The 25,036-nt window shown below is 71.5% G+C and carries 14 protein-coding genes, 3 rRNA genes and 1 pseudogene; 4 read left to right on the forward strand and 14 right to left on the reverse strand.

Features of this window, described 5'->3' with window-relative positions; all coding sequences use genetic code 11:
• Positions 1-62: 62 nt before the first annotated feature.
• Positions 63-2,126, reverse strand: coding sequence for a hypothetical protein (locus BLU95_RS14245; protein WP_093860343.1), 2,064 nt, complete (start codon positions 2,124-2,126; stop codon positions 63-65).
• A gap of 240 nt (positions 2,127-2,366) precedes the next feature.
• Between BLU95_RS14245 and gabT the strand changes: the two genes are divergently transcribed.
• Together gabT and BLU95_RS14255 are read left to right on the forward strand one after the other, a co-directional pair.
• The gene (gene gabT / locus BLU95_RS14250; protein WP_093860344.1) at positions 2,367-3,722 is read left to right on the forward strand and encodes a 4-aminobutyrate--2-oxoglutarate transaminase; all 1,356 of its coding nucleotides are present in this window, start codon (positions 2,367-2,369) and stop codon (positions 3,720-3,722) included.
• A 441-nt stretch (positions 3,723-4,163) separates the two neighbouring features.
• On the forward strand, positions 4,164-4,817 hold the full coding sequence (locus BLU95_RS14255; protein ID WP_231978565.1) for a phosphatase PAP2 family protein: 654 nt from the start codon (positions 4,164-4,166) through the stop codon (positions 4,815-4,817).
• 46 nt (positions 4,818-4,863) lie between these two features.
• On the opposite strand, the gene BLU95_RS14260 is transcribed toward BLU95_RS14255, so the two are convergent.
• A complete protein-coding gene (locus tag BLU95_RS14260) occupies positions 4,864-5,202 on the reverse strand; it encodes a DUF2218 domain-containing protein (protein ID WP_093860346.1) in 339 nt (112 codons plus the stop codon).
• Positions 5,203-5,517: 315 nt separating this feature from the next.
• Between BLU95_RS14260 and BLU95_RS44080 the strand changes: the two are divergent.
• A pseudogene (locus BLU95_RS44080) lies at positions 5,518-5,739 on the forward strand (MarR family winged helix-turn-helix transcriptional regulator); the annotation flags it as partial.
• Between the two features lie 124 nt (positions 5,740-5,863).
• On the opposite strand, the gene BLU95_RS14270 reads toward BLU95_RS44080, so the two are convergent.
• Positions 5,864-6,817 (reverse strand): EamA family transporter, encoded by a 954-nt coding sequence (locus BLU95_RS14270; protein WP_231978761.1) that lies wholly within the window; start codon positions 6,815-6,817, stop codon positions 5,864-5,866.
• A gap of 111 nt (positions 6,818-6,928) precedes the next feature.
• Between BLU95_RS14270 and BLU95_RS14275 the strand changes: the two genes are divergently transcribed.
• Positions 6,929-7,834 (forward strand): LysR family transcriptional regulator, encoded by a 906-nt coding sequence (locus tag BLU95_RS14275; RefSeq protein ID WP_093860347.1) that lies wholly within the window; start codon positions 6,929-6,931, stop codon positions 7,832-7,834.
• 90 nt (positions 7,835-7,924) lie between these two features.
• Here the strand turns inward: BLU95_RS14275 and BLU95_RS14280 are convergent, their stop codons facing one another.
• The 11 genes from BLU95_RS14280 to BLU95_RS14330 all read right to left on the reverse strand — a co-directional run bounded on the left by BLU95_RS14280 (position 7,925) and on the right by BLU95_RS14330 (position 24,587).
• The gene (locus BLU95_RS14280) at positions 7,925-8,731 is read right to left on the reverse strand and encodes a ZIP family metal transporter (RefSeq protein ID WP_093864876.1); all 807 of its coding nucleotides are present in this window, start codon (positions 8,729-8,731) and stop codon (positions 7,925-7,927) included.
• A 354-nt stretch (positions 8,732-9,085) separates the two neighbouring features.
• On the reverse strand, positions 9,086-10,744 hold the full coding sequence (locus tag BLU95_RS14285; RefSeq protein ID WP_093860348.1) for a restriction endonuclease: 1,659 nt from the start codon (positions 10,742-10,744) through the stop codon (positions 9,086-9,088).
• 128 nt (positions 10,745-10,872) lie between these two features.
• The gene (locus BLU95_RS14290; protein ID WP_159424886.1) at positions 10,873-12,822 is read right to left on the reverse strand and encodes a hypothetical protein; all 1,950 of its coding nucleotides are present in this window, start codon (positions 12,820-12,822) and stop codon (positions 10,873-10,875) included.
• A gap of 226 nt (positions 12,823-13,048) precedes the next feature.
• Positions 13,049-13,705 carry a YigZ family protein gene (locus BLU95_RS14295; RefSeq protein WP_093860350.1) on the reverse strand — a complete coding sequence of 219 codons (657 nt, stop codon included), beginning with the start codon at positions 13,703-13,705 and terminating at the stop codon, positions 13,049-13,051.
• A gap of 137 nt (positions 13,706-13,842) precedes the next feature.
• Positions 13,843-15,135, reverse strand: coding sequence for a DUF6986 family protein (locus tag BLU95_RS14300; RefSeq protein ID WP_093860351.1), 1,293 nt, complete (start codon positions 15,133-15,135; stop codon positions 13,843-13,845).
• Positions 15,136-15,275: 140 nt separating this feature from the next.
• Entirely contained in the window at positions 15,276-16,961 is a 1,686-nt protein-coding gene (locus tag BLU95_RS14305) for a DUF2637 domain-containing protein (RefSeq protein WP_093860352.1), read from the reverse strand.
• A gap of 220 nt (positions 16,962-17,181) precedes the next feature.
• Positions 17,182-17,847, reverse strand: a complete 666-nt coding sequence (locus BLU95_RS14310; RefSeq protein ID WP_093860353.1) for a response regulator transcription factor — start codon at positions 17,845-17,847, stop codon at positions 17,182-17,184.
• Positions 17,799-19,169, reverse strand: a complete 1,371-nt coding sequence (locus BLU95_RS14315; protein ID WP_231978566.1) for a sensor histidine kinase — start codon at positions 19,167-19,169, stop codon at positions 17,799-17,801. Before BLU95_RS14315 ends, BLU95_RS14310 begins: the two co-directional genes overlap by 49 nt.
• Positions 19,170-19,454: 285 nt before the next feature.
• A 5S ribosomal RNA gene (rrf, locus tag BLU95_RS14320) occupies positions 19,455-19,571 on the reverse strand.
• Positions 19,572-19,657: 86 nt separating this feature from the next.
• Positions 19,658-22,780: ribosomal RNA gene (locus BLU95_RS14325) — 23S ribosomal RNA — on the reverse strand.
• Positions 22,781-23,063: 283 nt separating this feature from the next.
• A 16S ribosomal RNA gene (locus BLU95_RS14330) occupies positions 23,064-24,587 on the reverse strand.
• The 16S, 23S and 5S rRNA genes sit together here, the layout of an rRNA operon.
• Positions 24,588-25,036: the final 449 nt, after the last annotated feature.

Here is a 25,036-nt window from a genome sequence, read left to right on the forward strand (position 1 = left end):
TGGACGCTCCGGACAACCGGCACTGCCGAATCCACCTCGAAGGCGAGCTTCGGCGGCCCGTCTCAGCCCCGGAGGTCCACCAGCAGCGGCGGCACCTGCTCCCCCGACACCGCCGTCAGCGAGACCACCGCGTGCCCCGCCGGCAGGGCGTGCGCCAGGTCCGACGGCGACCAGCGCAGCCGCTCCACCTCCCGGGTGGTCACCGACTCCGTCTGCGCCGTCGTCCCCGACAGCGCCTTGCGCCCCAGCCGCCCGGCCCGCCGCACGATCCCGCCCGAGGTGTCCGGGGCCAGCGTGACCGCCGTCTCCCGGACCAGATGGGTGCCCCAGGCCTCCGAGAACAGCCGCCCGTCCCACGGCGCGATGCCCGGGAACGCCGCCCGGCAGCCCACCGCCCCGAACAGCGGCGCCCGCAGCGCCTCCGGCAGGTCCACCAGGGTGCGCAGCAGCAGCAACACCCCGGCGTTCGCCCCGCGCAGCCGCTGCAGACCGCGCACGATCCCGGCGTCCAGCGCCGCCGAGGCGTCGTCCACCACCAGGCCCGCGAACAGCGAGCGGTCCCCGCGCGACCCGGCAGCCTGCACGAACTGCCCCACCAGCAGGCGCGAGAGCATCCGCGCCGCCTCCGGGTGGCTGCGCTCCGGCAGCTTCACCCGCACCCGCAGCGGATGGTCGAGCACCCGCATCGCGAACGGCGGCCGGCCGGTGCCGTCGGTCGTGAACGCCCCCTCGAAGGCCGGCCGGTCCAGCAGCGCCAGCCGGTCCGCCAGCAGCGCCCCCGGGTCGTCCGCCCGGCCGCGCTGGTGCTCCCGGTGCGCGAGGTCGCGCTCGAAGGAGCCCAGCCGCTCCGCCGCCCGCAGCCCCTTCACCAGGGCCTCCAGCGACTCCGGCTCACCGGCGAGCAGCGCCCGCAGCTCGCGCACGCCCGGGTAGCGGCCGAACGCGGCGTGGAACGGGCCGACCATCTGCTGCAGGGCCGTCCGGGCGGTCTCGGCGCGTGCCGTCAGCTCGTCCGGCAGCAGCGCCTCGGCCAGCCGGGCCGCCGCCTCGTCCGGGTCCTGGGCCGCGCCGTACAGGTCGAGCCCGTAGCGGGACGCGGGGTCGCCCGGGGCGATCACCACGTCGTACCAGGCGTCCGGCCCCAGGTCGGCGTCGGCCGCCCCGATCACCACCGCGCACGCCGTCCCGGCCAGCGCCTGCAGGCACAGCGCCTCGGCCACCGGGCGGGCCAGCCGCGCCGTCTTGCCGGTCCCGGCCGGGCCCACGGCCAGCAGCGAGGTGCCCAGCACCACCGGGTCCAGCGCGAAGCCGGCCGACCGGTGGGACAGCGGGTTCTTGGGCACGTCCTGCGCGGTGCCGAGCCGCACCTGGCCCAGCAGCAGGTCGTGCCGCTCCGCCCGGCCCGGCAGCTCGCGCGCCTCCGAGGGGTGCGCGAACGCGGCGGCGCCGCGCAGCGACACCTGCTCGACGAAGGCCGGCAGGAAGGCCGGATCGGCCTGGGCCGACTCCCAGGCCCGCCGGATCCGCACGTAGTCGACGTCCCCGACCGCCTCGCCGTCCAGCCGCCCGGCCGCGACGGCGGCCCCGCCCTGCCGGAGCACCGACCACGGATCCCGCTGCCGGGCCGCCTCCGACTGCTCCTCCTCGGTGGCCGGCGCCTCCTCCGTGACCGTCCGCGACAGCAGCGGCAGGGCGTACCTCCGCCACACCTCCGGCCAGCGGCCCATCCGGCCGAAGACCTTGATGACGATGCCGGCGACCAGCACATTGAGGGTCAGGACGACCGAGATCGCGACGAACGCCGAACGTGTGGGCAGTACGCCGATGAGCGTCGTCCCGTACTTGGCCACCTCGACGCCGTAGACGTACGCCAGCCACCCCACCACCGCGTTCAGCCCCGCCCGCAGCAGCAGCGGCCAGGTGGGGACCTTGGCGGCCTCGGCCCGGTCGGGGTCGAGCTGCCGGTGCTCCTGGCGGAACACACCCGGATCCGCCTCGGGGCGCGGGGCCGAGGCCCAGGCGGCGAGGTCGAAGGGCACCCGGGCCGGGGGGCGCGGGTTCGGCATCGGAGTGCGGGGGGTGGCGGTGGTCCGCTCGTCGTGGCTGCGTGCCCCGTCCAGTCCCATCTACGGCCCCGTTCCCTCGCCCGCCGGCCCGACCGCCGTCGGTGCCGCCCATACCCATGCCACCGCCCCGGCGACACGCCCGCGCTCAATGTAGTGGAGCGGGGCCTCCCGGTAACGGCTCCGCCCGGGCTGGCCGCCCCGGACAAGTCGGACGGCCCAGTGCTACCGAGTGGCGCATGCCTGCCCGGGGAACGCCCCCGTAGCCTGCGAACTACCGAGCCGAGAAGTCTGGAGAAACCCATGAGCGCCGCAACGCCGCTCCCGCAGGAGCGCCGCCTGGTCACCGCGATCCCCGGTCCGAAGTCGCAGGAGCTGCAGGCCCGCAAGCTGGGTGCGGTGGCGGCCGGCGTCGGCACCACCCTGCCGGTGTACGTGTCCCGCGCCAACGGCGGCGTGCTGGAGGACGTGGACGGCAACTCGCTGATCGACTTCGGCTCCGGCATCGCCGTGACCAACGTCGGCAACAGCGCCGAGGCCGTGGTCTCCAAGGCCTCCGAGCAGCTCGCCGCCTTCACGCACACCTGTTTCATGGTGACCCCGTACGAGGGCTACGTCGCCGTCGCCGAGCAGCTCAACGAGCTGACCCCGGGCGACCACGACAAGCGCACCGCGCTGTTCAACTCGGGCGCCGAGGCGGTCGAGAACGCGGTGAAGATCGCCCGCGCGTACACCAAGCGCACCGCCGTCGTGGTGTTCGACCACGGCTACCACGGCCGCACCAACCTCACCATGGGCATGACGGCGAAGAACATGCCGTACAAGCAGGGCTTCGGTCCGTTCGCCCCCGAGGTCCACCGGGTGCCGGTGGCCTACCCCTACCGCTGGCTGACCGGTGCCGAGAACTGCGCCGCCGAGGCCGCCGCGCAGGCGATCGACAACATCAACAAGCAGATCGGCGCCGAGAACGTCGCCGCGATCGTCATCGAGCCGATCCAGGGCGAGGGCGGCTTCATCGAGCCGGCCAAGGGCTTCCTGCCGGCCATCGTCGAGTACGCGAAGGCCAACGGCATCGTCTTCGTCGCGGACGAGATCCAGACCGGCTTCTGCCGCACCGGCCAGTGGTTCGCCTGTGACGACGAGGGCATCGTCCCGGACCTCATCACCACCGCCAAGGGCATCGCCGGCGGTCTGCCGCTGGCCGCGGTGACCGGCCGCGCCGAGATCATGGACGCCGCGCACGCCGGTGGCCTGGGCGGCACCTACGGCGGCAACCCGGTGGCCTGCGCGGCCGCGCTGGGTTCCATCGAGACCATGAAGGAGCTGGACCTCAACGGCAAGGCGCAGCGGATCGGCGAGATCATGCTGGGCCGCCTGCGGGCGATCCAGGAGAAGTTCGCCGACTCCGACAGGGTCCGCGTCGGCGAGGTCCGCGGCCGCGGCGCGATGATCGCCGTCGAGCTGGTGAAGCCGGGCGGCAAGGAGCCGAACCCGGAGGCCACCGCGGCCATCGCCAAGGCCTGCCACGCCGAGGGCCTGGTCGTGCTGACCGCTGGCACCTACGGCAACGTGCTGCGCTTCCTGCCGCCGCTGGTCATGCCGGAGCACCTGCTGAACGAGGGCCTGGACATCATCGAGGGCGCCTTCGCCACCGTCTGATCCGGCCCGCGGCCCCGGGGCCGCGCCCGAAGACCCGCCGGAGGGATGTCCGGACAGCGCCGAACGGCCCGCGGGGACCTCCGTCCCCGCGGGCCGTTGGGTTTCGAACCCGGCGTGATGCCTCCGGCGCGGACGGTGAAGATGGTGTGCGGAATCGCTGAAGCTCCTCGGCCGTGCAAGGACCTTGACGTAGTGTCATCACAGATGGACAGCGAGCCCCAGCCATGGGCGGAGCCGTCCGCGAGGTCGCCCCAGGGGGCGGCCGCGCGCGAGGGCCGCGAGGACAACCAGGCCGTCCCCCCGGGGGCGGTACACACCGAAAGCCGATCGACCGACCGTCCGGCCCACACCCCCCGGGACGCACGGAACGGCGATCATCAGAGCCGCCCCGGAGCTCTCCCCCCTGCTCCGGGGCGGCTGCCTCGCGTCCTGGCCCGGCCGGTGGTGCCGGCGCTCCTGGTCCTGGCACTCCTGCTGGTGTCCTGGCAGGTCGCCGTGGACGGACCGCTGCTGGAGCTGGACCACTGGGCCCGGCACGCGGTCCGGGAGACCCGGCACGCACTGCACAGCACTCTGCTCAACCACCTCGGCAAGGCGTTCTCCGACCTGGGCGGCGGCTCGGTGGCGGTACCGGTGCTGCTGCTCGGCGGGGCGGTCGCGGCCGGACGGGAGTTCCGGGCGGGATTCGCGCGCTGGTGGCTGCCGGTGCCGGTGGCGGTGCTGACGGCCGGGCTGATTCCGCTGCTGGTGGTGCCGGCGAAGGCCTGGTTCGCCCGGCCGGGCCCGTTCGGGCTGCCGCTGGCGGCGGACCAGTGGGGCTGGTACCCGTCCGGCCACACCGCGACCGCCACGCTCGGGTACGGGGTGGCGGCCCTGCTGCTGGCGCGGACGGCCGCGCCGCGCGGGCGGCGGGCGCTCGCCGCCGCGGCGACGCTGCTGGCCGTGGGCGTCGGGCTGGGGCTGGTGTGGAGCGACTACCACTGGCTGCTGGACGTGGTGGCCAGCTGGTGCCTGGGCGGCCTGGTCCTGTGGACGCTGGCCCGGTGGCCGCTCACCGGCCGCCCGTCGCCGCGGCAGAGGCGCCCGGAGCACTGAGGCTCCGGGCCCCGGGCCGTGGACGCCGGGCCGCGCCGCCCGGGGATCAGCCCTCGGCCGGCTCCTCGTCGTTGCGGTGGACGTGGCCGGCCTCGCCGTTGTCGCGGCGCCACTCGACGACCAGTTCGTCGCGGGCGCCGAAGCGGACCAGGTGGCGGCCGACGACGTCCTCCAGTCCGGGCAGGTTCTCGGTCTCGCCCTCGACGGCGAGCAGCAGCGCGTCGGGGGTGGCCTCCAGCGTGGCGGTGCCAGCACCGAAGACGAGGGTGCCGTGGCCGGTCTCCTCGGACCAGTCGGCCTTGATCTTGCGGCCCATGTGGGCGGCGAGCTGCTTGGCGTAGCGGGCGGAACGGTCGGTGGCGACGCGGGCTTCGGAGCGGGGCACGGGCCCTCCAGGATCAGGGGAGGGAACTTAGGGTGCCCTCACTCGTCGCCTACGCTAACCCAGATACTGAGTCTTACTCAACATTTTTCCGGGCGCCCCCGGAGCGGCCGATACCCTTGGTCGAACACCTGCCGAGGAGAGCCGCCCATGACCACCACGCCGACCGACGACGCGGCGGGCTCCTCCCCCGGCAGCGGCACGCCCGGCACCCCCGGCAGCGCCGAACAGGGCAGCGCGGCACCGGCCACCCCCGCACCGGGCGGCACCGAACCCGGCGGCACCGAACAGGACACCGCCGCCGAACTGGCCGACGCGATGACCCGGGCGATCAAACGGATCCGCCGGCTCACCAGCGAGCGGCTGGAGCCCTACGGCATCACCCCCGGCCAGGGTCGCGCCCTGCGCACCCTCGCGCACGCCCCGGGCTGCGAGCTCCCCGACCGCGCGATGCGCCTCAGCGACCTGGCCGACCGGCTGCACATCGCCCCCCGCTCGGCCACCACGGTGGTCGACGCGCTGGAGGAGGCCGGTCTGGTGGAACGGACCCCGGACCCGGCCGACCGCCGGGCCGTGCGGATCCTGCTGACCCCGGCCGGCCGCTCGGCGGTGGAGCGGATCGGCCAGGTCCGCTACGAGGTCTCCCAGGAGTACTTCGGCGCGGTCAGCCCCGCCGACCAGGACGCGCTGCTGCGAGCGCTGCGGAGCGCGGAGGCCGCCTACGCGGCAACCGTCGCACCCACCGCCGCGCCGCGCCGGACACCGCCCCCGGGCGCAGCGCGGTGATCCCGATCCCGGCGATCACCAGCAGGGCGGCGACGGCGGCCACCGGGCCGACCGACTCGCCGAGCAGCAGCCAGGCCGAGGACATCCCGAACACCGGCACCAGCAGCGAGTAGGGCGCCACGGCGGTGGCGTCGTAGCTGCGCAGCAGGTAGCTCCAGGCGACGAAGCCGAACAGGGTGGAGACCAGCCCGACGTAGCCGATCGCGCCGAGCCCGGCGAGGTCGATCCCGCGCAGCGCGCGCAGGTCCGCCGCCGGGCCCTCGACCAGCAGCGAGAGGCCGAGCAGCGGCAGCGGCGGCACCGCGCTGACCCAGACCATCCAGCGCAGCGCGTCCGGCGGGGCGGCCTTGCGGGTCAGCACGTTGGACAGCCCCCAGGCGGCCGCGGCCAGGACGACCAGGGCGAAGGCGCCCAGCGGCCCGCCGAGGCCGTGGTCGAGCGCGCTCAGCCCGATGCCCGCGAAGGCGACACCCAGTCCGGTGAGCCGCTGGGCACCGGGACGCTCGCCCAGCAGCGCGCCGGCGAACAGCGCGGTGAACACCGCCTGCCCCTGGAGCACCAGCGAGGAGAGGCCGGCCGGCATCCCGGCGTGCATGCCCAGGAAGAGCAGACCGAACTTGACCACCCCGAGCACCACCCCGACCGCGAGCACCCAGCGCAGGGCGACCTTCGGCCGTCCCACGAAGAAGATCGCCGGAACGGCGACCACCGCGAACCGCAGGGCGCAGAACAGCAGCGGCGGGAAGTTCTGCAGCCCGACGTGGATGAGGACGAAGTTGAGGCCCCAGACGGCGGCCACCAGGACGGCCAGGCCGATGTGACGCGGACTCATGCTGCCGCCGCCCGGGGCGGCCTGCGGGGAGGTGCTCATGGCACGAGGATGGCCGCCGGGACCGTGCAGCACCAGCGATGAGTTCTGAAGGCAACGCTTTAGCATTGCTGCATGATGGATCTGGGGCGCCTGCGGGCGCTGCACGCGGTGGCCGTCCACGGCTCGGTCGGCGGGGCGGCCGCGGCCCTCGGTTTCACGCCCTCCGCCGTCTCCCAGCAGATCGCCAAGCTGGAGCGGGAGACCAGGACGGTGCTGCTGGAGCGGCAGGGCCGGGGCGTGGTGCTGACCGACGCGGCGCGCGAGCTGGCGGGTACGGCGCAGACGGTGCTGGGGCTGGTGGAGCGGGCCGAGGTGCGCCTGGAGGAGCAGCGCGGCCAGGCGGTCGGACGGCTGCTGGTGGCCGCCTTCGCGACCGGCGCGCGCGGACTGATGCCGGGGGTGCTGGCCGATCTGCGCGAGCGCTGCCCGGAGCTGGACGTGCGGCTGCTGGAGAGCGACCCGTACCCGGCGGCCGAGCTGGTGGCGCGCGGCGAGGTCGACCTGGCGCTCGTCCAGGACTGGCCGACGGTGCCGCTGCCGGTGCAGGAGGGGCTCGACCGGATGGACCTCGGGCCGGACCCGGTGGATCTGCTGCTGCCGGTCGGCCATCCGCTGGCGGAGCTCCCGGTGGTGCCGGTGGGCCGGCTGCGCGGGCAGCGCTGGACGAGCGTGCCGCCGGGCAACATCTGCCACGACTGGCTGGTACGGACGCTGCGCGAGGCCGGCGAGGAGCCGGACGTGCACTACCGGGTCGGCGAGTTCGAGACCCAGATCGCCCTGATCGGGGCCGGTCTCGGCATCGGGCTGGTGCCCAGGCTGGGCCGGGGCACGCTGCCGCCGGAGGTGGTGGCCCGGACGGTGGCGCCGGAACCGGCCCGGCGGGTGTTCGCGCTCTGGCGCTCCCAGGCCTCGCGGCGGCCGGCGATCACCGAGGCGCTGGACGCGATGCGGGCCCGCTGGGACGCCCGGGGCGACTGACCCGGGCGGACGGCGGACGTCCCGGCCCGACGCCCGGCGGACGCCCCCGTCCGGCCGCCCCGTCTCGGCCCACCCCGTCGCGGCCCGCCGTCAGGAGGCGAAGCCGATCACCAGCCACATGAAGCCGACCCCGGCGAGCGTGCAGAGCAGGGTGGTGCGCGAGGGGTGCGGACTGTGTGCCTCGGGGAGGATGTCGGAGGTCGCCAGATAGAGCAGGAATCCGGCGAAGAACCCCAGGTACAGCCCGAGCAGGTGCTCGGAGATGGTGAACAGCAGGGTGATCGCGGCACCGGTGACCGGCGCCAGCGCGTCGGCCGCCAGCAGGGCCAGCGCCCGCCGCTTGTTGTTCCCGTAGAGCCGGGTGATCGTGTACGTGTTGAAGCCGTCGGCGAAGTCGTGCGCGACCACCGCGATCGCCACCACCGTGCCGACCGTCGTCCCCGCCTGGAAGGCCGCGCCGATCGCGAAGCCGTCCATGACGCTGTGGCCGACCAGTGCCATCGCGGCCGTCAGTCCCACTCCCTGGTGCCTTTCGGCGTCCTGCCGGGAGCGACCGTGGGCGTGGCCGTGGTGGTGGCCCCGGTCCTGGTCGGGCGACCGCCCCTGCTCGGACGGACGGCCGTGGCTGTGGTGCTGGCCGTGACTGTGCTCGGCGTACTCCTCCTCGTGGCCGCGGTGGATCGCGACCGCCCGCTCGACGATGTGGATGGTGAGGAAGCCGGCGGCGAACATCAGCAGCGCCTGCGGCACCCCGTGGACCTCCTCGGGCGCCTGGTGCAGCGCCTCCGGGAGGAGGTCGAAGGCGACCACCCCGAGCATCAGCCCGGCGGCGAAGCCGAGCACCAGGTGCCGGCGGTCGCCGGTGCGCTGGGCGACCCAGCCGCCGATCAGCGTCATCAGGAACGCCCCCGCGGCCACCAGGACCGCGGTCACCGCTGCTCCACCGTGACGGTCCGTCCGTTCACTCGTCTCCCCCGTGTCCCGCCCGTCCCCGGGCCGGCCTTCGGCCGGTGCCGGCCGGCCGTGTCCCCCAGCGTCGGACACCCCGCGCGCCGTCGCCCGCCGGGCAAGCCGTCGGGGTGAGGCCGACGGGTGAGGCCGTCGGGGCCGGCCGACGGTACCCGCTCCGGGCCGACCACCGTAGTGGATTCCCGGCCTCCCGGACCCCGTCGGGACGCGGGCCGGTCCCGGCCGCCTCCGCGGTCGCCCCGTGTCCGGGCCCGCGCGGCTCGGTGTCCGGGCCCGCGCGACTCAGTGTCCGGCGGCGAGCGACAGTCCGAGATGGGTGTGCGTCAGCTCGCGGACGCCGTCGCCGTCGACCAGGTGGATGTGCCGGTGCCCGTCCTCGGCGGTGAGGTCGAGCGCCCCGTCGGTGAAACGGCCGGTGGTCAGCCGCAGCCCGCGTTCGGCCGACTCCTCGCGCACCGCCTCCGCCAGGGTCCGGATCTCCTCCTCCCCCACCGCGCCCTCGCCCCGGGACGCCCACACCACCCAGCGGCCGGGCAGCGCGCTGCCGACCGGCCCCTCACCGGTGGCCACCAGCCCGACCGGGCCGCGCAGCCGTACGCTCCACTGCCCGAGCCCGCCCCGGGTGAGCAGCTCGCGGACCAGCTGGGCGAACTCGTTCGCCGAGAGGTCCGGCGCCGCCGGGACGGTGGCCGCCGCCCGCGCGGCCGGTTCGACGCCCGCCCGGCCGTACGGGTCGGGGCTGACGGCGGCGTCGAGCTGGCGCAGCCGGACCAGTGCCTCGTCCTGCTCGGCGTCCGCGTAGACACCCTCCCCGTCGGGCTCGTCCTCGGGGTCGGTGGGCGGCAGCAGCCTGGTGCGGGCCAGCGCGTCGCGGTCCGCGTCGACGCTCACCAGGCAGAGCGGCCCGGCGTCGCCGGACTCGCGCAGCCAGCCGTTGAGCACGACGCCGGCGAGGATCTCGTCGGTGTCGACGGCGTCGGCGGCCTGCAGTGCGCGCAGGGCCAGTCGGGCGACCAGCCGCAGATAGTCGGAGGCCCGGTCGGCCGGCGGGCGCGGCACCGGGAGTGCCTCCCCGTCCGGGGCGAGCCGGTAACCGGTCAGCGAGGGCACGACGTCCAGCGGCGGCAGGTCGAGGTCCAGCACGGCGGTGCGGGTCAGCGGCCGGTAGACGGCGCGGCAGGGCGCGGGCAGGTCCCGGGTGTTGGTCTCGGCGGCGGCGAGGGCCCGTTCCAGCAGGGACTCGACGGCGGCCGGCTCGGCCTGCCGGTAGGCCCGGCGGCACTCCTCCAGGGAGTCGTTGTACTCGCGCACCGCCCGGGCCCGGGCCTGCTCGGTCTCGTCGTGGGCGCGCCGGGACTCGTCGGCGGCGGGGCTGTCGGCCTCGGCCTGCCGGGTGCGCCACTCGCGCAGGGCCCGCTGGTGGGTCAGCCGGGCCTTGGCCAGTCCGCGCTGGTAGTCGGAGTCGAGCAGTCGGCGGACCGGGGGTCCGTCGGGGTCGGCCGCCGGCGGTTCGGCGGGCGCGTAGTCCTCCCAGCGCGGCTCCGGGTCCGGGCCGGCCGCCGCGGGCGGCGCGCCGTCCGGATAGGGGCGCGGTTCGTAGTGGCGCAGCTGGCTCTCGAAGTCCATGGCCGAGACCGGCAGGGCGGAGCGCCGGAGCAGGTCGGCCAGCCGCTCGTGCTCGGCCTGGACGGTGAGCGTGCGGTGGTGGGTGAGCGCGGCCGCCCTGGCGTGGGCGGCGACCTCCTCGTCGCCGCCCGCGCCGAGTGGTTCGGGGGCCGGCCGCCCCGGGGACGACGGCCCGCCCGCGGCGTCCGGGGGGCGGCCGGACGGGTCGTCCACGACCGGCTCCTCCACCCCGAGGTCGCGGAACACGGAGGCGAGGAAGCCCGGTTGGGGGGCCGTGACAGCACCGTCGGACTGGCCGTCTGCTGAGTACTGCATCGGTGGTCGTTCCCCCATGCTCGTCCGGCGCCTGCCCGGGGCGGTCGGCAGCCCTCGGCGGCGAACCGGGGGTCCGCCCCGCTTCCGGACATTGTCCACCGAACGGGCGCACCGGTCAGCCAAGCCTCTCAGTTGGTCCGGGTGTTGGTCAGGTGCAGTCCGATGTAGCCGACATAGATCCGGCCACTGCCCGAACAGTCGTCCAGGTAGTGCAGCCGGGGTGCGGTGCGGCCGCCGCCGATCCGCAGGTGCGCCCCCATGAAGGCGCGTCTGGACGCGTCCACGCACTCCGGCACCGGGAGCATCCGCTCGCGCTTCCACTTGGCGTGGCTGTACACGGTGCGCGACTCGCCGCGCACCGCCTTGCGGGGCGGGAAGCGGTGGCAGCCGGCCGGGGTCCGTTCGCACCACTGCTTGAAGTCGCCGCCCGCCCGGCCGCGGACCGCCGCCTCGGCGTACTCCTGGAGCGCGGTCAGACCGTCCCAGGTGAGCCGGGCCCAGCCCCCTCCGGCGCAGCGCAGCTCGTCGAGGGCGAGCGCGGCCTTCTGGTCGCCGGTGAAGGTGAGCAGCGGGAACTCGCCGAGCCGGTCCATCAGCTCGGTGAAGGTGAGCGGGATCCCGCCGTGGCCGCCGGCCGGTCCGGTGCGCCGCCGCCCGGCCCGACGGGCGGGAACGGGCAGCACGGGCCGGGGCGGGGCCGGTGGGGCCGGGAGCATCAGCGTCGCCGGGGCCGGCACCGCTCCGGCGCCGGATGCGGTGCAGAGCCGACCGGCGGATCCGCGCCCCGCCGCCGGGCCGGCCGTCCGGCCGGGAAGCGGGCCGCCCGCCGTGAGGGCCTTCGGCTGGGGCCGCTCGCGACGGCGCTCCCGGCGGCCCTCGTGACGCGCGGGGTGGGCGGGATACGGGGCGTGGCCCGGGCGGGTGCCCCGCTCGTGCTCGGCCGACCGGTCCGTCCGGTCGGCGGGGACGGCCACCGGAGCCGCGAGCACGGGCACCGCGGCCGGCACCCGCGGCGGGGGCACGGCCGCCAGTGTCGCCGGCGCCGTCCGTTCGGCGGCGAGCCGGCGCGGTTCGCGGGACAGCAGGACGGCCGCGCGCCGCGGGTCCTCCTCGATCCGGTGGCGGGCCAGCACCGGGTGCCGGCGGCCGTCCCGCCGGGAGGCCGGGTCGACCTCGGGCAGATAGGTGCGGACCGCCCCGCCGTAGACGGCGTGGAACTCCAGGGCGACGTTGAACCTGGTGCGCGCCTCGGCGTCCAGGACGTACAGGGTGGCGAGTCCCGGCAGGTGCTCGCAGAGCGGGGCGACCGTTCCGGCGAGCCATGCTCCGGCGTCGAGGCCGGCCGGGACGCTGGCCACCACGGCGGGCATCCGGCGGTCCGGGTCGCAGAGCTCGTCGACCAGGCCGTCGACCTCGGCCGCGGTGAGCATCCGGGGCGCGGCGAGCACGGCGGCCGGGCCGTCGGCGGCGTCCAGCAGCGGCAGCAGGGTGCGGACCGGTTCGGGGACCGGTACCCGGCCGGGTGTCCGTACGGCGCTGTCGGTGGTGCGGGTGGCGGCCTCCAGCCGGAGCCAGGTCGGGCCGGTGGGCCCGGCCGCCAGGGTGAGGGTCAGGTGGTCGGTGCCGTGCGGGGCGGGGGTGCGGACCCGGCGGCGGTCGTAGCGGCCCCCGGGACCGCTCGGACCGCTCGGACCGGCCGGCTCCCCGGGGCTGCTCGGGCCACCGGGACCGGCCGGGAGCGGACCCCCGTCGCGGTCCAGCAGGACCCGGTCACCGAGCCGGAACCGCTCGGCGTAGGGGGAGGCGGCCCCGGCCCGGAGCGGCGCGGCCGGGTCGCGCGGGGCGGGCGGCGCGGCCGACAGCGCGGTGGACGGCGCGGGCGGCGGCCCGAGCAGCGCGGGCGGGGGTTCCTCGCACCCCTCGCGTTTCAGCCAGGCGGCGAGGTGCTGGTCGGCCAGGGCGAGGGCGTCGGCGTACGGGAGGGCGGTGGTGACGGTCATCCGGTAGGGCGCCGCAGGGCCTCCGGGGCCGGGGAGTCCGGCTCGGGCGGGCGGCGACGAGGAACGTTCCGAGGTCATGCGCATACCTCCGTGGGGCGGTGGGGTCCCGTGTCCTCCATCGATGGGTCTTTGGTCCGGTTCGCCGGACCTGTGCCCAGGAAACGCCATGGCCCGGAGCGGAAGTTCCAACTCCGGGCCACGTCACTACATTCGGGTGAATCTGCTCGAGCCGGCTGTCGCGCGGGGCGAGAATCTGCATGGCTCCCGGCCCCGTCCCGGGACCGGCCGCGCGGACGCCGTCCGATCAGACCGGCACCTCGACGTGGGTCCGGCCCGCCGCCACCCCGGTCGCCGTCCCGCCGGTCGCCTCGGCCAGCCAGGTGTGGAACGCCGCGACCTCCGGTTCCGGCACCCCCACCTCGATCCGCACCCCGGACGCCTCGTACGCCAGGTCGCGGACCGTGAATCCGGCCGCCCGCAGGTCGTTCTCCACCCGCCCGGCCCGGGCGTGGTCGACCGTCACCGCGAGCAGCGCGACCGGCCGCCGCTCCAGCAGCCCCAGCTCGTCCAGCGCCTCCGACACCGCGCTCCCGTAGGCACGCACCAGGCCGCCGGCACCGAGCTTGATGCCACCGAAGTAGCGGGTCACCACCGCCACCGTGTCGGTCACCCCGCGCCGGCGCAGCACCTCCAGCATCGGCACGCCCGCCGTCCCGCCCGGCTCGCCGTCGTCGCTGGAGCGTTCGCGGCGCTGCTCCTCGCCGACCACGAAGGCGGTGCAGTTGTGCCGGGCGTCCCAGTACTGCTTGCGGATGCCCGCGATGAACGCCTGGGCCTCGTCCTCGTCGGCGACCCGGGCGAGGTGGCAGATGAACCGGGACTTCTTGATCTCGATCTCGTGGGTGCCCGCGCTCCGGACGGTCAGGTACGGCCTGGGGGTCGGCTCCGGTGTGGCGGGCATGGCGCGGCGGTTCTCCCGGAGGCGACGAGGGGCGGACGGTGCGGCCCGGGCGGGACGACAGCTCGCCCGCGGACCGCCCCGTCAGCCTACGGCGTGCCCCACCGACCGGCCCCGAGGGGCGGGCGGCCGGGCGGCGCTCAGCCGCGGCCCGCGAGCGCGTCCAGCCGGGACCGGTCCAGACCGGTCGCCGCCTGCACCTCGGCCAGGTCGACCGCACCGCAGTCGAGCCCGCGCAGCAGGTAGCCGCTGAGCGCCCGGGCGGTCGCCGGCTCGTCCATGACGTCCCCGCCCGCCTTGGCCACGTACGCGGCCAGCCGGGCGGCGGCGGGGGCCAGGCCCTCCCGGTAGAAGGAGTAGACGGCGACGTAGCGGGTCGGCAGGTGCGCCGGGTGCATGTCCCAGCCCTGGTAGTAGGCACGGGCGAGCGAACGGCGGACCAGATCGTGGTGGAGCTTCCACGCCGCGTGCACCTGGGCGGTGGTACCGGTCGGGATCACATTGGTGGAACCGTCGGAGAGCCGCACCCCGGTCCCGGCGGCCGCGACCTGCATCACCGCCTTGGCGTGGTCGGCGGCCGGGTGGTCCATGCTCTGGTGGGCGGCGGCGACCCCGCAGGCAGCGCTGTAGTCGAAGGTGCCGTAGTGCAGACCGGTGGCCCGCCCCTCGGCCGCCGCTATCATCCGGGCGACGGTGGCCCGGCCGTCCGGGCCGAGGATCGCCTGGGTGGTCTCGATCTGGATCTCGAAACGGAGCCGGCCCGCCGGCAGCCCGGCGCCGCGCTCGAAGTCCGCCAGCAGCCCGGCCAGTGCGGTGACCTGCTCGGCGTAGGTCACCTTGGGCAGGGTGAGCACCAGCCCGTCGGGCAGTCCGCCGTGCGCCAGCAGGGTGCCGAGGAACAGCTCCAGGGTGCGGATGCCGCGGTCCCGGACGGCCGCCTCCAGGCACTTGATCCGGATGCCGAGGTACGGCGGAGCGCTGCCGTCGGCGACCGCGGCGGCGAGCAGTTCGGCGGCCCGGACCGCCGCCGCGTCCTCCTCCGCGTCGGGCCGCGGGCCGTAGCCGTCCTCGAAGTCGATCCGCAGGTCCTCGACCGGCTCGCGCTCCAGCTTGGCCCGGACCCGGCGGTGCACCTCGGCGAGCAGCCCGTCGTCCGCCACGCCGAGCGCGCGGGCGAGCTCTGCGGGGGTGCCGGCGTGGGTGTCGAAGGCCTCCAGTGCCTGCCGGCCCCAGGTCCGCACGGTGTCGGCGGCAAAGGCGTCGGCCGGCACGTAAACGGTGTGGACCGGCTGGCGGGTGCCCGGGTCGCCCGGGAAGCGGTGGGCCAGCTCGGCGTCGACCGGCGCCAGCAGCGCGTCCACGGCGGACCTGGCGGCGGCGGAGAATCCCGCCCCGCCCGTCGGCCCGGTAGCGCCCGTCTCGACCTGCGACATCCGTCACTCCTCACGCAAGCATGCGCGCGGGGCCCGTGCCAGGCCAGCGCTTCAACAGTTTGTTGATGCGAAGGTAGACGGGCCGGGAACGGGCGTCAATGGCCGGCCGGCGCCGCGGGCGCCACGGCCGCGGGCCCGGGTCAGTCCCGGCCGGAGGTGGCGTAGCGGTCCCGCAGCTCCGGGTAGAGCGCCTCGACGTCCTTGGGGTGGACCGAACCGTCGGGACGGCTGCCGACCACGCCGTACTTCTTGGTCAGCCAGGCGGCCAGCCGCTGCGGGTCCGGCTCGTGCTCGAAGGTGTCGATGTAGCTCACCAGCGCCTCGAACGCCTGCTCGGGGTCGAGCCGGTACGAGCCCGGGCGCGGCGCGGGACCGATCGGGCGCTGCGCGCGCTCGACGAACTCCGGCGCCTGCTCCGCGGCCTCGGCGTAGCCCTGCTCCGCGTGAGCCTGATCCGCGTGAGCCTGATCCGCGTGAGCCCGCTCGGCGAAGCCCTGCTCGGCCTCGCCCCGCTCGGCGAAGCCCTCCTCCGCCGAGGGAAGCGCCACGTACCCGGCACCGGCACCGCCAACGGCGGCCTGCTGCTCCGCGGCCTCCGGCTGCTCGGGGTCGGTCGGGCGCGGCGGCTTGAACCACGGCGAGACCTGGCCGGGCACCCGCCCGCCCGGCGCGGCGTCGCTGGGGTGCCCGGTGGTCCGCACGGCCCGCTCGGTCCAGACGTTCAGCTCCTCCTCCTGCGGCACCGGGGCCTGCTGCGCCCCGCCGGCCGGCTCCTGGGCGTCCCGCAGCCGCACGGCGGCGAGCTTGGCGAGCACCTCGGCGGGAGCGGGCTCGGGCTGGCCCAACGGCTCCGCCTCCGGCTCCGGGCGGACCGGCCCCTGGGACTGCGGCAGCGGCTGCGGCCGGCTCTGCGCCGGGCCCTGCGCCCGCGGAACGGCCTGGACGGAACGGTCGACCCGGACCGGCTGCTGCTGCCGTGCGGCGTCCTGCCCCTCGACCCCGGCCCGCGCGGACTGCCCGGCCGGCACCAGAGCCGCCGCCGCACGGCTCTCCTGCAGCGCGCGGGCCTCCTGCGCGGCGAGGGCCGCCTCGGCCCTGGCCGCCGCCTCGACCTCGCGGGCCTCCTTCTCCTCCCGGGCCACCCGGGCGTCCTCGTCCATCCGGTCGAACACCGACGGGTCCAGCGGCACCCCGTACTTGGCCAGCTTGAGCGGCAGCAGCGCCTGGATCGGCGCCGACCGGCGCCAGCCGCGGCCGTAGCGGAACCGCAGCTGGGCCCGGTAGACCAGCCGGTTCTGCTCCAGCCGTACGACCTCGTCGTAGGAGCGCAGCTCCCAGAGCTTCATCCGCCGCCAGAGCCGGAAGGTGGGCACCGGCGAGAGCAGCCAGCGCATCATCCGGACCGACTCCATGTGCCGGTCCGCGGTGATCGCCGCGATCCGCCCGACCGCGTGCCGGGAGGCCTCGACCACGACGACGAACAGCAGCGGGATGACGGCGTGCATGCCCATCCCGAGCGGGTCGCCCCAGGAGGCGGCCGCGTTGAAGGCGATCGTCGCGACGGTCAGCAGCCAGGCGGTCTGCCGCAGCGCCGGGAAGGGTATGCGCAGCCAGGTGAGCACCAGGTCCAGCGCGAGCAGGACCACGATGCCCGCGTCCACGCCGATCGGGAACGCGTAGGAGAAGGCGCCGAAGCCCTTCTGCTCGGCCAGCTCCCGCACCGCGTTGTACGAGCCGGCGAAGCCGATACCGGAGATGATGCAGGCACCGGCGGCCACCAGGCCGAGCAGGCTGCGGTGGGCCTTGGTGAGCGATGGGCGTGCCATTACGTCTATCAACCCCTGGATGTCGGCTGCGGCCGTTCGCTGCCTCGGCTGCCGGTTCCCGCTTGTCGGGGCGCCGGACGGCTGAGCGACCTCCGGGCTCGGCCCACCGGAGTTTACTCGTACACCTGTCCCAGCGTTCCCGCAGCCCGCACCGTCACCGCGACCGGCCACCGCCGTTCCCCGGCTCCCCGCCCCGCGGAGCCGGGGAACGGGCGTCCGGTCAGGACGGCTGCGCCGCCGTGCCGTTGAGGTAGGCCAGCACCGCCATGACCCGGCGGTTCGCGTCCTCGGCCGGGGCGAGTTCGAGCTTGGTGAAGATGTTGGCGATGTGCTTGGCCACCGCGCCGTCGCTCACCGACAGCCGGGCGGCGATCGCCGAGTTCGAACACCCCTCCGCCATCAGCTCCAGCACCTCCCGTTCGCGCGGCGACAGCCGCTGCAACGGCCCCGAACGGCGCGAGGTGCTCTGCATCAGCTTGGCGATGACGTCCGGGTCCATCGCCGTACCGCCGGCCGCCACCCGGCGGACCGCGTCGATGAACTGGTCGGCGTTGAAGACCCGGTCCTTCAGCAGGTACCCGATCCCGCCCGTGCCGTCCGCCAGCAACTCCCGCGCGTAGAGCTGCTGGACGTGCTGGGACAGCACCAGCACCGGCAGGCCGGGAATCTCCCGACGGGCCCTGAGCGCCGCCTGGAGCCCCTCGTCGGTCAGGGTCGGCGGCAGCCGGACGTCGACCACCGCGACGTCCGGACGGTGCGTCAGCAGAGCCTCCTGCAGCTCCGGACCGGTCTCGACCGCTGCGGCGATCGTGAAACCGTGCGCCTCCAGCAGTCGGATCAGACCTTCTCGAAGGAGGTAAAGGTCCTCGGCGAGGACAACTCGCACGGCAGCTCCAGGGTGATGGTGGTCGGACCGCCCGACGTACTGTCGATGGCGAGGACACCGTCGAAGGTACCCAATCGCCGCTCGATCCCCCGAAGCCCGGTCCCCCTGGTGGGATCCGCGACCCCCATCCCGTCGTCCGTCACCGTGACCCGCAGCCGGCCGGCCCGGTACAGGATGTCCACCCACACCTGCTCCGCGCCCGAGTGCTTGGCCGCGTTGGCCAGCAGCTCGCAGATGCTGAAGTACGCCGTGGCCTCCACCGGCGCCGGCGGCCGGTCCGGCAGGCTCACGTACACCTCGGTCGGCAGCGCGCAGTCCAGCGCGAGCGCGCGGACCGCGTCACCCAGCCCGCGCTCCGCCAGCACCGGCGGGTGGATGCCCCGGACCAGGTCGCGCAGCTCCTGGAGCGCCCGCGCCGAGGACTGCCGGGCCTCGGACAGCAACTCGCGCGCCGCCGCCGGATCGGTCTCCATCAGGTGCTCGATCGTGCCCAGCGTCATCCCGATCGCGACCAGCCGCGCCTGGGCGCCGTCGTGCAGGTCCCGCTCGATCCGTCGCAGCTCGGCCGCCTGGGTGCCGACCGCGTCGGCCCGGGTCTCGGTCAGCTCAGCGACCCGCCGGGTCAGCTGGGCGTGCGAGGTCCGACCGTCCTTGTCCAGCACCCGGCGGGCCACCTCCGCGTACCCGCGTACCGCGTACGGGGCCAGCAGCGTGCCCAGAGCGAGCATCCCGAGCCCGAGCAGGGCCGAGAGGAACACGGTCGCGGCACCGCGCGAACCCACCGGCCCGTCGCCGCGCACCGCGACGACCAGGAATGCCGCACCACCGCCCAGGACGCCCAGCACCACCAGTCCCAGCGCGGTCGCCAGCAGGGGGCTCACCACCAGCCAGAGCATCTCGCGCCGCGTCACGGCGTCCCTCGCGGCCCAGTGGAGTATCTGCGCGAGCCGGGCGACGTTGTGGGAGCGGTGGTAGGACCAGCCCGTCCACCAGTGACCGCGGGCGTCCTCCTCCAGCGGCGGCCTGGGGCTGTACACCGCCTGCAGCCTGGTCCCGTACCAGCGGTTGAGCTGCCCGCGCGTCCGGGTCGCGGTCGGCCGAACGAACAGACCGGCCAGCGCCAGACCCGCGCCCACGGCGGCGATCAGTGCGACGAACACCGCCGGGTAGTAGCCGTCGAGCAGCCAGGCGGCCGTCGCGCCGGCGAAGAAGCACCCGAACACGGGCACCACCACGACCGGCACCGCACCGAGCACCAGGAGGGACAACCGGGCCAGCCCGCGGCCGCCTGCGGCGAGTGCTGCCTCGGTCTGGGCTCGCACGGCACCGCCTCCGCTGATCCGACTCTCTGTTGCCACGCCAACTCCTGATTGCTGATGCCGACGCCGCAGGCCGGCCCCGATCCTCCTCGTCCAGTGTCCCCGGAGGCCGTGCCGTCGGCACTGGCCGTCCCACCCGAATTCGGGGTGGTCCTAGGTCCACCCCGCGCGGGCCCCTGCCCCCGCGGGACCGGATCGGCCGGGAGCCGGCGAAAGCTGTGCACAGCAATTCGGGCGCAACGCAAAGAACCCCCGCCGGTTTCCCGACGGGGGTTCTTCACAATGATTGTTCGGCGGCGTCCTACTCTCCCACAGGGTCCCCCCTGCAGTACCATCGGCGCTGTGAGGCTTAGCTTCCGGGTTCGGAATGTAACCGGGCGTTTCCCTCACGCTATGACCACCGAAACACTATGAAACTGTCGACCGCACCCGGTTCCTGGCCAGGAACCGGGGGTCGTTGTTTCAGAACAACACAGTGGACGCGAGCAACTGAGGACAAGCCCTCGGCCTATTAGTACCGGTCAACTCCACCCCTCACAGGGCTTCCATATCCGGCCTATCAACCCAGTCGTCTACTGGGAGCCTTACCCTCTCAAGGAGGTGGGAGTGCTCATCTCGAAGCAGGCTTCCCGCTTAGATGCTTTCAGCGGTTATCCCTCCCGAACGTAGCCAACCAGCCATGCCCTTGGCAGGACAACTGGCACACCAGAGGTTCGTCCGTCCCGGTCCTCTCGTACTAGGGACAGCCCTTCTCAACACTCCTACGCGCACAGCGGATAGGGACCGAACTGTCTCACGACGTTCTAAACCCAGCTCGCGTACCGCTTTAATGGGCGAACAGCCCAACCCTTGGGACCTACTCCAGCCCCAGGATGCGACGAGCCGACATCGAGGTGCCAAACCATCCCGTCGATATGGACTCTTGGGGAAGATCAGCCTGTTATCCCCGGGGTACCTTTTATCCGTTGAGCGACGGCGCTTCCACAAGCCACCGCCGGATCACTAGTCCCGACTTTCGTCCCTGCTCGACCCGTCAGTCTCACAGTCAAGCTCCCTTGTGCACTTACACTCAACACCTGATTGCCAACCAGGCTGAGGGAACCTTTGGGCGCCTCCGTTACTCTTTAGGAGGCAACCGCCCCAGTTAAACTACCCACCAGACACTGTCCCTGATCCGGATCACGGACCCAGGTTAGACATCCAGCACGACCAGAGTGGTATTTCAACGACGACTCCACCATGACTGGCGTCACGGCTTCAAAGTCTCCCACCTATCCTACACAAGCCGAACCGAACACCAATATCAAGCTATAGTAAAGGTCCCGGGGTCTTTCCGTCCTGCTGCGCGAAACGAGCATCTTTACTCGTAATGCAATTTCACCGGGCCTATGGTTGAGACAGTCGAGAAGTCGTTACGCCATTCGTGCAGGTCGGAACTTACCCGACAAGGAATTTCGCTACCTTAGGATGGTTATAGTTACCACCGCCGTTTACTGGCGCTTAAGTTCTCAGCTTCGCCCCGACGAATCAGAGCTAACCGGTCCCCTTAACGTTCCAGCACCGGGCAGGCGTCAGTCCGTATACATCGCCTTACGGCTTCGCACGGACCTGTGTTTTTAGTAAACAGTCGCTTCTCGCTGGTCTCTGCGGCCACCCCCAGCTCTGGCAGCAAGTGCCGTCACCAGGAATGGCCCCCCTTCTCCCGAAGTTACGGGGGCATTTTGCCGAGTTCCTTAACCATAGTTCACCCGAACGCCTCGGTATTCTCTACCTGACCACCTGAGTCGGTTTGGGGTACGGGCCGCCATGAAACTCGCTAGAGGCTTTTCTCGACAGCATAGGATCATCCACTTCACCACAATCGGCTCGGCATCAGGTCTCAGCCTCAATGAGTGACGGATTTGCCTATCACTCGGCCTACACCCTTACCCCGGGACAACCACCGCCCGGGCTGGACTACCTTCCTGCGTCACCCCATCGCTCACCTAGTACAGACTTGGTTCAGCGGCTCCACCACGTCCCATTGTCCGAAGACTCCGGGCCGGCTTCACGGCTTTAGCATCACCTGGTTCAGCGTTGGCGCTTCAAAGCGGGTACGGGAATATCAACCCGTTGTCCATCGACTACGCCTGTCGGCCTCGCCTTAGGTCCCGACTTACCCTGGGCAGATCAGCTTGACCCAGGAACCCTTGGTCAATCGGCGCAAGAGTTTCCCACTCTTGTATCGCTACTCATGCCTGCATTCTCACTCGTATACCGTCCACGACTGGTTTCCACCGCCGCTTCACCCGGCACACGACGCTCCCCTACCCATCACAGCAGGCGTTGGCCCTATATGCTGCAATGACACGACTTCGGTGATGTGCTTGAGCCCCGCTACATTGTCGGCGCGGAATCACTTGACCAGTGAGCTATTACGCACTCTTTCAAGGGTGGCTGCTTCTAAGCCAACCTCCTGGTTGTCTCTGCGACTCCACATCCTTTCCCACTTAGCACACGCTTAGGGACCTTAGTCGGTGTTCTGGGCTGTTTCCCTCTCGACCATGGAGCTTATCCCCCACAGTCTCACTGCCACGCTCTCACTTACCGGCATTCGGAGTTTGGCTAAGGTCAGTAACCCGGTGAGGCCCATCGCCTATCCAGTGCTCTACCTCCGGCAAGAAACACGTGACGCTGCACCTAAATGCATTTCGGGGAGAACCAGCTATCACGGAGTTTGATTGGCCTTTCACCCCTAACCACAGGTCATCCCCCAGGTTTTCAACCCTGGTGGGTTCGGTCCTCCACGAAGTCTTACCTCCGCTTCAACCTGCCCATGGCTAGATCACTCCGCTTCGGGTCTTGGGCATGCAACTCTATCGCCCTGTTCGGACTCGCTTTCGCTACGGCTACCCCACACGGGTTAACCTCGCTACACACCGCAAACTCGCAGGCTCATTCTTCAAAAGGCACGCAGTCACGAGACACACAGCAAGCTGCATGTCCGACGCTCCCACGGCTTGTAGGCACACGGTTTCAGGTACTATTTCACTCCGCTCCCGCGGTACTTTTCACCATTCCCTCACGGTACTATCCGCTATCGGTCACCAGGGAATATTTAGGCTTAGCGGGTGGTCCCGCCAGATTCACACGGGATTTCTCGGGCCCCGTGCTACTTGGGAGTTTCTCAAACGAGCCGTACAGATTTCGCCTACGGGGGTCTTACCCTCTACGCCGGACCTTTCGCATGTCCTTCGGCTATCCATACGGTTTCTGACTCGCCGACCGGCCGGCAGACCGGTCAAGAAAAATCCCACGACCCCGTGATGGCAACCCCTGCCGGGTCTCACACCATCACGGTTTAGCCTCATCCGGTTTCGCTCGCCACTACTCCCGGAATCACGGTTGTTTTCTCTTCCTGCGGGTACTGAGATGTTTCACTTCCCCGCGTTCCCTCCACATACCCTATGTGTTCAGGTATGGGTGACAGCCCATGACGACTGCCGGGTTTCCCCATTCGGAAACCCCCGGATCAAAGCCTGGTTGACGGCTCCCCGGGGACTATCGTGGCCTCCCACGTCCTTCATCGGTTCCTGGTGCCAAGGCATCCACCGTGCGCCCTTAAAAACTTGGCCACAGATGCTCGCGTCCACTGTGCAGTTCTCAAACAACGACCAGTCCCTCATACCCGACAACCCGCAAGCAGGCTGCCGCACATGAGACCGGCATCACTGAAGCAACGACCATGACGGCCGTTCCCTCAGGACCCAACAACGTGCCCGACACACCAGCCAGAACTCTGTTTTCCACGCCGAAGCAGTACTAACAGGGCCCTTGCCCAGTGTGCCGAATAGTCAACGTTCCACCCATGAGCGACCGTGCAGAACATTCGCCTGCAAGCGGCACATTGCTCCTTAGAAAGGAGGTGATCCAGCCGCACCTTCCGGTACGGCTACCTTGTTACGACTTCGTCCCAATCGCTGGTCCCACCTTCGACGGCTCCTCCCCTTACGGGTTAGGCCACCGGCTTCGGGTGTTACCGACTTTCGTGACGTGACGGGCGGTGTGTACAAGGCCCGGGAACGTATTCACCGCAGCATGCTGATCTGCGATTACTAGCAACTCCAACTTCATGGGGTCGAGTTGCAGACCCCAATCCGAACTGAGGCCGGCTTTTTGGGATTCGCTCCGCCTCGCGGCATCGCAGCCCTTTGTACCGACCATTGTAGCACGTGTGCAGCCCAAGACATAAGGGGCATGATGATTTGACGTCGTCCCCACCTTCCTCCGAGTTGACCCCGGCAGTCTCCTGTGAGTCCCCATCACCCCGAAAGGCATGCTGGCAACACAGAACAAGGGTTGCGCTCGTTGCGGGACTTAACCCAACATCTCACGACACGAGCTGACGACAACCATGCACCACCTGTATACCGACCACAAGGGGGCGCCCATCTCTGGACGTTTCCGGCATATGTCAAGCCTTGGTAAGGTTCTTCGCGTTGCGTCGAATTAAGCCACATGCTCCGCTGCTTGTGCGGGCCCCCGTCAATTCCTTTGAGTTTTAGCCTTGCGGCCGTACTCCCCAGGCGGGGAACTTAATGCGTTAGCTGCGGCACCGACGACGTGGAATGTCGCCAACACCTAGTTCCCAACGTTTACGGCGTGGACTACCAGGGTATCTAATCCTGTTCGCTCCCCACGCTTTCGCTCCTCAGCGTCAGTAATGGCCCAGAGATCCGCCTTCGCCACCGGTGTTCCTCCTGATATCTGCGCATTTCACCGCTACACCAGGAATTCCGATCTCCCCTACCACACTCCAGCCTGCCCGTATCGAATGCAGACCCGGGGTTGAGCCCCGGGCTTTCACATCCGACGCGACAGGCCGCCTACGAGCTCTTTACGCCCAATAATTCCGGACAACGCTCGCACCCTACGTATTACCGCGGCTGCTGGCACGTAGTTAGCCGGTGCTTCTTCTGCAGGTACCGTCACTTGCGCTTCTTCCCTGCTGAAAGAGGTTTACAACCCGAAGGCCGTCGTCCCTCACGCGGCGTCGCTGCATCAGGCTTTCGCCCATTGTGCAATATTCCCCACTGCTGCCTCCCGTAGGAGTCTGGGCCGTGTCTCAGTCCCAGTGTGGCCGGTCGCCCTCTCAGGCCGGCTACCCGTCGTCGCCTTGGTAGGCCATTACCCCACCAACAAGCTGATAGGCCGCGGGCTCATCCTGCACCGCCGGAGCTTTACACCCAGGACCATGCGGTCCCGGGTCATATCCGGTATTAGACCCCGTTTCCAGGGCTTGTCCCAGAGTGCAGGGCAGATTGCCCACGTGTTACTCACCCGTTCGCCACTGATCCACCCCGAAGGGCTTCACCGTTCGACTTGCATGTGTTAAGCACGCCGCCAGCGTTCGTCCTGAGCCAGGATCAAACTCTCCGTGAATGTCTGCTCGTAATCGAGCGGCACTCGCGTCGAGCGGCACGGCAACCACCGGAATAGGGCGGCCCCGCGCACTGCGTCCTCGCTAGTGTTTACTTCAAAAGGAATCTCCAACCCCAGGAAACCCTGAGGCCGGGGATGTCAACATATCTGGCGTTGACTTTTGGCACGCTGTTGAGTTCTCAAGGAACGGACACTTCCTTCGGGCGGCTTTCACACCGGCCCTCCGGGCGCTTCGTTCTTTCGTGTTCCCAGCTTATCAGATGTTTTCCGTGCCGTTCCCGGCGCTTCCTTCACCCAACTCGCTGGTGTCTTCTGCGGCTTGACGCCCCGTCCGACGTTTCAAACTCTAGCCGATCCCCGCTCCGAAAAGCGAATCCGGCCGCAATCATCAAAAATGAGCACAACAAAACAAACCCTCGCCGCGAAAGCCAAAAGGCATGGCGCAGCTC

The sequence above is a fragment of the Streptomyces sp. TLI_053 genome (assembly GCF_900105395.1).
Classification (GTDB): domain Bacteria; phylum Actinomycetota; class Actinomycetes; order Streptomycetales; family Streptomycetaceae; genus Kitasatospora.